Origin of the sequence: Chitinophaga sp., from assembly GCF_036569125.1 — a bacterium.
Lineage (GTDB): Bacteria > Bacteroidota > Bacteroidia > Chitinophagales > Chitinophagaceae > Chitinophaga.
Genome location: NZ_DATCRF010000075.1, coordinates 1 through 7,667, shown reverse-complemented (window position 1 = coordinate 7,667; position 7,667 = coordinate 1). Strand labels below are relative to the sequence as shown.

The following is a 7,667-nucleotide window of genomic DNA, read 5'->3' as shown; positions in this document are numbered from 1 at the left end:
GGTCAGCACAGCTGCATTGGGTTCTGCCAGGGCTGTGGCAGGGTTGCCGGTTATCATAGGCAGGGTAAAAACCTGGAACAGGCTGGCGTCCGCATAAATAACACTGGTCTCCTGCAGCACGGAGCTGCCCTTTTTAACATGAAAACCGGCCGGCTGTTCATAGGCCGGTCTTAACCTTACTACCTGTTCAACGGTGGTAAAATCCTTCTTTACCTCATCCGCAAACCCGCTTTGCACTGCTGCATAGGAATTGGCATTGTGGCCAAATTTTACTTCCATGTCGGCCCGGTAGATGTTATTTGCCCTGGTATTATACTTATCATACCTCAATTCATCTGCCACATAGAATACGATCAGCAGGCAGGTAGCTAAACCTATGGAAAGGCCAACGACGTTAATGGCAGTAAAGCCTTTGTTGCGCTGCAGGTTGCGTATGGCAACTTTTACATAATTTCTGAACATATACCGGCTGTTTAATTTTTCAGGAACCCATTTTTGAGGAGGTTCGCGGTTCAATATTAACAGCTCTGGCCGGGGCTGACGCCCCAATTTATAAGTTGGGCCCTCTTTTTCCAGGTGTTTTTTGTACCCGGTAGGGCTTTTCCCGGTCATTTCTTTGAAGATCCGGTTAAAAGTAGTTTTTGAATTGAATCCCGCTTCGAACGCAATACCCAGGAGGGTGATATGCGCATAAGCAGGGTCCTGCATTTTACGTACGGCGTCCATCACCCGGTATTCATTAATGAAATCATTAAAGCCTTTTTTGAATACCGTATTAATGACCCGTGATAATTCGTGGGGAGGCAGGTTAAGTTTTTCGGCCAGGGAGCCTAAGCTTAGTTCCGGGTCCTGGTGATAATGGTTGGCGTCCATAGCCCGCTTAAGCCAGGCGCCTTTTGCCCGCAGCTCAGCCGGCACGGATGGTTTAATGGTTGCTGCCGCCTGGGCCATCATCGCTGCCTGAGGTTTCAGGAAAGCCGCCGCCGCAGTCCATATAATAATGATCACGAAAAAGGTATAAAAGGGGTAATAAACGTGTATGCCTAACTGGTTGCGGTAGCCAAAATAGTCAATGACGCCGCAAAACAGCCACAGGCCCCATAACAGGGCGGTGGCGCCCAGCAGGCGGCGCAGCCAGCGGAATTCAAGAAGGGAGCGGTCCATCAGTACGGGCTGCAGGCGCCGGTAAAAATTCCGGATCAGCTTATCAGAGAAGTATAAATAGGTGATGCCCGAAATAAATATGAGCAGCTGTAGTACGGTGCTGCTACTTTCCTTTATTGCCGGCGCCTGGGCTGCCAGTTCCAGCAGCAGGGGGCTGAAATGCAGCAGGTCCTTTCTCCTGAACTGGTATGCCGGCCGCGTTATTTTCAGCACATAAAAATACAGCAGGGGACCCAGCGCCAGCAGGAATTGCATTGGCAGCCGGTTCCACCAGGGCAGGTAAGTTTCCAGCCTGATGTCAATAGCAAGGATCCGCATCATCCATAAAACCATCGTGACCAGGGCCAGGGCAAGGAACCGGTTTGCACTGCGGTTAACGGTTTTGGTAAAATATAAAAGCAGGGCAAAGGTGAGCCCTGTAAATATTGCGCCGAGGAAGGCGAGGTCGTATAAGTTAATATGGAATGTATATGAGTTCAAATTCACTTTTCTTGCTTGTTCCGGAGGAGGATAACGGCCCAATATAAACAAATGTTATCTGTTTGTTCCACTACCCGGAACCCAAAAAACATTGTAAATTAAGGCAGGTTCCCAAATATATTTTCATGATCTACCGCAGCGGCTTAAAGCGCCATTTTAGATATAATATAGTATGTGTTTTCTTTGTACTATTAATTTCCACCGGCTTAATGGCCCAAAGCGATCCGCCATTTAAACCCATATCCGCAGATATCATCAGGCTCCCGTCTAAAATATTGGGCGAAGACCGGAAAATTTATATTTATGCACCGCCTGCAGATACCTCAATGCCCGGTAAGCGCTACCCGGTATTATACGTTCTTGACGGGGATAATCATTTTAGCATGATCGCAGAATATTGCCGGTATCTTAGCCGTAGTGACGTAAAGGTAATGCCTGAGATGATCGTCGTTGGCATCCCCAATACAAACCGTGTAAGGGACCTTACCCCCAGCCATAGCCTTTTTGATTTTTACGGAAAGCCTGATACCAGTGCAAACTCCCGGCTAAAGGCAAGCGGCGGCGGTAATAATTTTTTAAAGTTCATTGGCAGTGAGCTGATATCTTATGTTGACCAGCACTACAAAACACAAGCTTTTAAAATTTTTGCAGGGCACTCATTCGGCGGCATCACCACGATCAATTGCCTGCTAACGCAGCCGGATATGTTTGATGCCTATATAGCCATCAGCCCTTCATTCTGGTGGGATAGGGGATATGTGCTGAACCTCGCAGATAAAAAGCTAACGAGTGACCGGATTATAAATAAAATGATCTTTTACAGTGATGCGGACGAAGGCTCATCAGAAGACGGAGCTGCCTTTCATACAGATCTTCTGAAATTTTACACTATAATAAATCAAAGGAAGATAGCGGGTTTAGCCCATAAGTATGTTCACTATCCTGAGGAGACGCATATGACAGAACCCATAAAAGCCTACTATGACGCCTTGCGGTTTATTTTCAACTCATATCCAAAAAAGGAGCAATGAGGGGAGCTTAACTATCAGCTGATAACCGACAGGGTGGTTTCAACGATATCGTCAAAGAACTGCCGGTCATGCCGGAATTTTGCATACACCCTCATGCCGGTCACTGTGTTACAAATGAAGCGGGCAAGGGCTTTCGGTTTTTTGGATGCGCTGATCTCCCCGTTCGCCTGTCCTTTTTTTATAGCCTGATATAAGGCCTTTTCAATGATCAGGTCATCTTCAGCAACCAGCTTCTTTATTAATTCATCGCTTGCGGCCACCTCTACCTCTGAGTTTATTTTAAAGCATCCTTTAGGACAGGCATCGGTAAAAACGTCGTTGACAACCTGCTGCAGCAGCTGTTTCACCGCCGCTTTCACTGAGGGGGCGTTATTCAATAATCCCTGGATCCTTGCTGTGGCTTCCTGCTGGTAAAGCTCCAGCGCTTTCAGGAACAGGTTATGCTTGTCGCCAAAAGCATGGTAGATGCTGGAACGGCCAATACCCAGTTCTTCAATGAGATCATATAACGAGGTTGCGTGATAACCCTTTTGCCAGAAAAGGGTGATGGCCTTTCTCAGTATGTCAGTCTCGTTAAAATCTTTTGTTCTCATAATCAAAAAAGCTTTACCTGCAGCAGGCAAAGCTATTAATTTTATACAAGTATGTGAAGGGATCAGGCGCTATTGTAAAAGCGCTTCCTGTATTAGCGAAGACCGCCGCTGGCCAGTATGATCTCGCCGGTTAGCCAGCGTGCATCATCGGACGAAAGAAAAGCAGCCACCAGCGCAATATCTTCCGGTGCTCCAATCCGGCGCAGGGGAGTGGTGTTTGCCATAACCATGGCCATTTCGCTGCCAATAAACCCGCCGGCCCTGGATCCTTCCGTGTCTACCATCCCCGGGTTGATCGAATTAACACGGATATTCCTGGGGCCAAGCTCTTTGGAAAGCACGCGTGTGATCGAATCAACCGCACTTTTGGTGGCCGTGTAAAGGGCGCTGCCGGCAGGTTCCATGCTGGATGCACCCGAACCGATGTTGATGATGCTGCCTCCCTTGTCTGAAAAATATTGTACGGCCGCTTTAGTAGCAAGCAATGGCCCCAGTACATTAATGCCGAACTGACGGTAGAATCCTTCTTCAGTCACATCCTCAATAGGTCCCCATTGATAAATGCCCGCATTATTGACCAGGATATCAACCGCACCATACTGCTTTATTGTTTCGGTGAACAGGCGGTCAATATCATCCGTCTTTGACACATCGGCCTGCACGGCAATGGCCCGGCCGCCATGGCTCACAATTTCAGCCACAACGCGTTCGGCGTCTTTTACGGCCGATGCATAATTGACGATCACGGCAGCACCTTCTGCTGCCAGCTTTTTAGCTATGGCCGCGCCAATTCCTTTGGAAGCGCCGGTTACAACGGCTACTTTGTTCTCTAGTTTCTTCATATCTAATTGTACCATTTGGTCCACAAATATAGTAAATGTATTGTACCATTTGGTCTAAAATAAATAAAATAGGTTAACTACCTGATATTGTTGGGGTTTATCCTGTTACCGGAGGATGGCTTGCCAGGTTTCACGGAAACAGTTTGCCGGCAGCCGGAAAATTTTGATCTTTACCAGGTGAATGAATTTGTATCTTATTTATTTCAGTACGGCGAGTTAAATGATAGTCACGTCAAACTGCTCAGTGAGCAGGTGCAGTCCCTGCAATTAGCCAAAGGCGATTTGTTTTCAACCGCTGGCAGGGTGGCTGATACGATCGGGTTTATTGTTTCGGGGGTGCTGCGGATCTCCTATAAAAAGGAAGCCGGTGAGGATGTTACCCGTTTATTTCTTTCGGAAAACCAATTTGCGCTTGATATTGAAAGTTTCAGGACCGGGACAAGATCGCGCGTTGATTTTGAGGCCCTGACGGAGTGTACTTTGCTGACCTTATCTAAAAATGATTATGAAATGCTCCTGGTCAGCATTCCTCCGCTGGCCAATCTTTTCTCGAAGATCATGACGGCTGCTTTACTCAAAAAAATGCAGCTGGGGCGCCGTATGCTGGAACAGGATGCACAGGAACGATATTGGGCGTTCATGGATGAGCACCCGGGATTACTGAACCGTGTGCCACTCCTTCATGTAGCTTCCTATTTAGGAATTACCCCCTCTTCTCTGAGCCGTATAAGAAAAGGACGTATTTGATTTCTCACCAAATGGCAATTTTTTTTGATGATCCTGTAATGATCTTTGAAGAAAGATCTGTTATGAATAATACGCCTTTGGTGGATAACGATGTAACGGGTAGTTCCGATTGGCGGAAAGACCCCTTGAATCACTGGGCATTCCATCATGTGACCGGGTTTTTGAATTGTAGGAAGATCGCTCATCATCCGTCCGCATCACCTTTTTTGCCCGCTCATGAAGCTGAATTAGGAAAGTTAATGATCAATGCACCGGATGGACAGAAAAGCTCACTCATTGATTTGCTTGCATTAACGTTAACAGATGGATTTGTGGTGTTACACAAAGGGCATTTGGTGTATGAATTTTACAGCAATGGCATGACTCATGAAAGCGAGCATATATTAATGTCTGCCAGCAAATCTGTTACCGCGGTCATCGCAGGGATCCTGGAATCAAAGGGTGTTTTAGATCCGGAGGCTGCTATTGTGGATTATTTGCCGGAGCTTAAAGGCGGCTTTTATACCGCTGCACGGGTAAGGGATCTGCTGGACATGAGAACAGCTGCCCTTAACCAGGATCAGCTGGATGCATACGAAAAAGCGGTCGGTTGGGGTCCGGGAACCGGTCATTCTGCCACGGCAGGGCTTCACTCGTTTTTCAAAGAACTTCAGATAGGAGATCAGCCGTATGGTGGCGGATTCCGTTATGTAAATCCTAATTCGGACCTATTGGGATGGATCCTTGAAAGAGCTTCCGGTAAGTGCTTTGCTGATCTTGTGAGTGAATTATTGTGGAAGCCAATGGAGGCAGAGCAGGATGCCTATATTAATGTGGATTGTTCAGGCGCTCCGCAGTGTACCCGGGGTATTATTACCACAACGCGCGACTTTGGCCGGTTGGGGCATTTGATAGTAAATGATGGGGTACATAAAGGCAAACAGATCCTTTCGTTAGCCTGGCTCCGTGATCTGAGTGAAGGTGGCGATAAAATGGCCTGGCAAACCGGTGATTTTGCCGGGGGCTTTGGAGGGTTAGACATGTCATACCGCAATAATTTTTATATTGTACACAACCAGCCGGGCTATATTTTCGCTATGGGCATATATGGCCAGAATTTGTTTATGGACCCTGTTCAACAGATCGTTGTCGCGAAGCTATCATCTCAAAATGCCCCCTTGGATGTTGAGTCAATACGTATTGCCCACCTGATCTTTGGCGAAATAAGGAATGCTTTAAGCAGATAGCCAAAACGTAAATAATGCTTCCTCTATGAACCTATATACCCGCTTCAAAGATGATACGCTATGAATGGCGGACCCGTTCCACAAAGGATTTAAATATAAATTAAGCAATTGCTGATATTATTTTATCTGTAAGAGAAATTTGCCTCCGGCAATATTATTTATTCTATAACTTCCTGTTACTGACCTATAGAACATAAGGGCGGTGATATAAGTTACACGTTCATGATTCAGAAGAACCTATTACTGTCTTAACATCATCAACCAGAATAGTGCATTCACAGGCACTTTTTTTTAGCATAATAATGCAAACGATTGCATATATAGGAACCAATATCAATTCACGTTAAAAACCACATTATGAAAAAGACTTCACAATGCTGTCCAACAGCAAAACATGAAGGTAGTTGCGGCTACCACTTCACATCAGTTTATCCCCTGGCAACTATCACCCCAAAAATTATCTTATGAAAGGAATAGTGAAAACAACCATTGCGGTCATACTAATCCTTTGTGCTGTATCTGCCCGGTCCTACGGGCAAAATAATACGGGCAGTGTGAACGGAATAGTAACAGACCAGGGAGGCGCATCGCTTCCCGGCGCCACTGTTGAAGCTTCGGCAAACGGCAAACGTGTGAATATCGCCATCTCTGACAGCGCCGGAAACTTCGCGTTTAAAAATTTGCCGGCAGGCAGCTACACCTTTAATGTGCACATGGTGGGCTATGATACAAGATCATTTACAGGATATAAAATTATGCCGGGCCATAATGCAGCGCTGTCGTTTGTATTATCATCCTCAGTAAGTGAGCTGAGTAGTGTAGTGGTCATCGGGTATGGCACCCGGAAAAGGCAGGATGTTACCGGGGCTGTGGCCAAAGCGGACCTGCTGATACAAAAACAATCGCCGAATGCAAACGTGATGTCTTCATTGAGAGGTACGGTTCCGGGCCTCACCGTAGGCCAGGTTACCCGGGCCGGCAGCGACCCTACCCTGATGGTACGCGGCAGGAACTCTATCTCCGGCACCACCTCGCCGCTCATTGTAGTAGATGGACTTATTTACAGAGGAGCGCTCACTTCTATCAATCCCTCCGACATTGCCAGCATTGACCTTTTGAAAGACGCCAGCGCTGCCGCTGTATATGGCTCACAGGCGTCGAATGGGGTAGTGCTGATCACCACCAAAAGTGGAGCAAGCGGTATAGAGAAGCTCACCGTTGATTACAGCGGATCTTATTCCATACAGGAAATGACCAAAAAGAGTATGCGGCCGGCCAGCGGCGCTCAATATATAGAGAAGCTGGGCGACTGGTACCTGTCTGAAAGCCGGGATCCCAACGACATGACAAAAATGAACCCCAACTGGGATCCTACAACTAAAATGCCCGGCATTGAGGGCGACAATTACAAGAACGGCGATGAAGCCAACTGGTGGAAGTTAATGACTAATTCCCGCCCCAGGATCCAGAATCATAACATCAGCCTTAGCGGACGTTCAAAGAAGATCCGGTTTTACCTGGGCTATGGCTATTTTGACCAGCTGAACCTTATTATGAATGATAATTACAGGCGGAACAGCGTAC

General features: G+C 46.9%; 7 protein-coding genes. 4 read left to right on the top strand and 3 right to left on the bottom strand.

From position 1 onward, the window contains the following. A partial coding sequence (locus VIM87_RS02715; protein WP_331995481.1) for a helix-turn-helix domain-containing protein occupies positions 1 to 1,650 on the bottom strand: 1,650 nt, incomplete at its 3' end. A 119-nt stretch (positions 1,651 to 1,769) separates the two neighbouring features. On the opposite strand from VIM87_RS02715, the gene VIM87_RS02710 reads away from it, so the two are divergent. Continuing rightward, on the top strand, positions 1,770 to 2,675 hold the full coding sequence (locus VIM87_RS02710) for an alpha/beta hydrolase (protein WP_331995480.1): 906 nt from the start codon (positions 1,770 to 1,772) through the stop codon (positions 2,673 to 2,675). Positions 2,676 to 2,689: 14 nt separating this feature from the next. On the opposite strand, the gene VIM87_RS02705 is transcribed toward VIM87_RS02710, so the two are convergent. Both VIM87_RS02705 and VIM87_RS02700 read right to left on the bottom strand, forming a co-directional pair. After that, complete coding sequence (locus VIM87_RS02705; RefSeq protein ID WP_331995479.1) at positions 2,690 to 3,268, bottom strand: TetR/AcrR family transcriptional regulator; 579 nt, start codon at positions 3,266 to 3,268, stop codon at positions 2,690 to 2,692. A gap of 92 nt (positions 3,269 to 3,360) precedes the next feature. Beyond that, entirely contained in the window at positions 3,361 to 4,110 is a 750-nt protein-coding gene (locus VIM87_RS02700) for a glucose 1-dehydrogenase (protein WP_331995478.1), read from the bottom strand. Between the two features lie 87 nt (positions 4,111 to 4,197). Between VIM87_RS02700 and VIM87_RS02695 the strand changes: the two genes are divergently transcribed. The 3 genes from VIM87_RS02695 to VIM87_RS02685 form a co-directional block, all read left to right on the top strand. After that, positions 4,198 to 4,857: a Crp/Fnr family transcriptional regulator gene (locus tag VIM87_RS02695; protein ID WP_331995477.1), complete on the top strand. Its 660-nt coding sequence runs from the start codon at positions 4,198 to 4,200 to the stop codon at positions 4,855 to 4,857. Positions 4,858 to 4,868: 11 nt separating this feature from the next. Then, positions 4,869 to 6,083, top strand: coding sequence for a serine hydrolase (locus VIM87_RS02690; RefSeq protein ID WP_331995476.1), 1,215 nt, complete (start codon positions 4,869 to 4,871; stop codon positions 6,081 to 6,083). A gap of 464 nt (positions 6,084 to 6,547) precedes the next feature. After that, positions 6,548 to 7,667: carboxypeptidase regulatory-like domain-containing protein (locus VIM87_RS02685; RefSeq protein ID WP_331995475.1), on the top strand; the 1,120-nt coding region annotated here is incomplete at its 3' end.

Bases quoted from the DNA above. Each gene is read 5' to 3' on its own strand.
- VIM87_RS02710 (WP_331995480.1), top strand. From the start codon at position 1,770: ATGATCTACCGCAGCGGCTTAAAGCGCCATTTTAGATATAATATAGTA.
- VIM87_RS02705 (WP_331995479.1), bottom strand. From the start codon at position 3,268: ATGAGAACAAAAGATTTTAACGAGACTGACATACTGAGAAAGGCCATC.
- VIM87_RS02700 (WP_331995478.1), bottom strand. From the start codon at position 4,110: ATGAAGAAACTAGAGAACAAAGTAGCCGTTGTAACCGGCGCTTCCAAA.
- VIM87_RS02690 (WP_331995476.1), top strand. From the start codon at position 4,869: ATGGCAATTTTTTTTGATGATCCTGTAATGATCTTTGAAGAAAGATCT.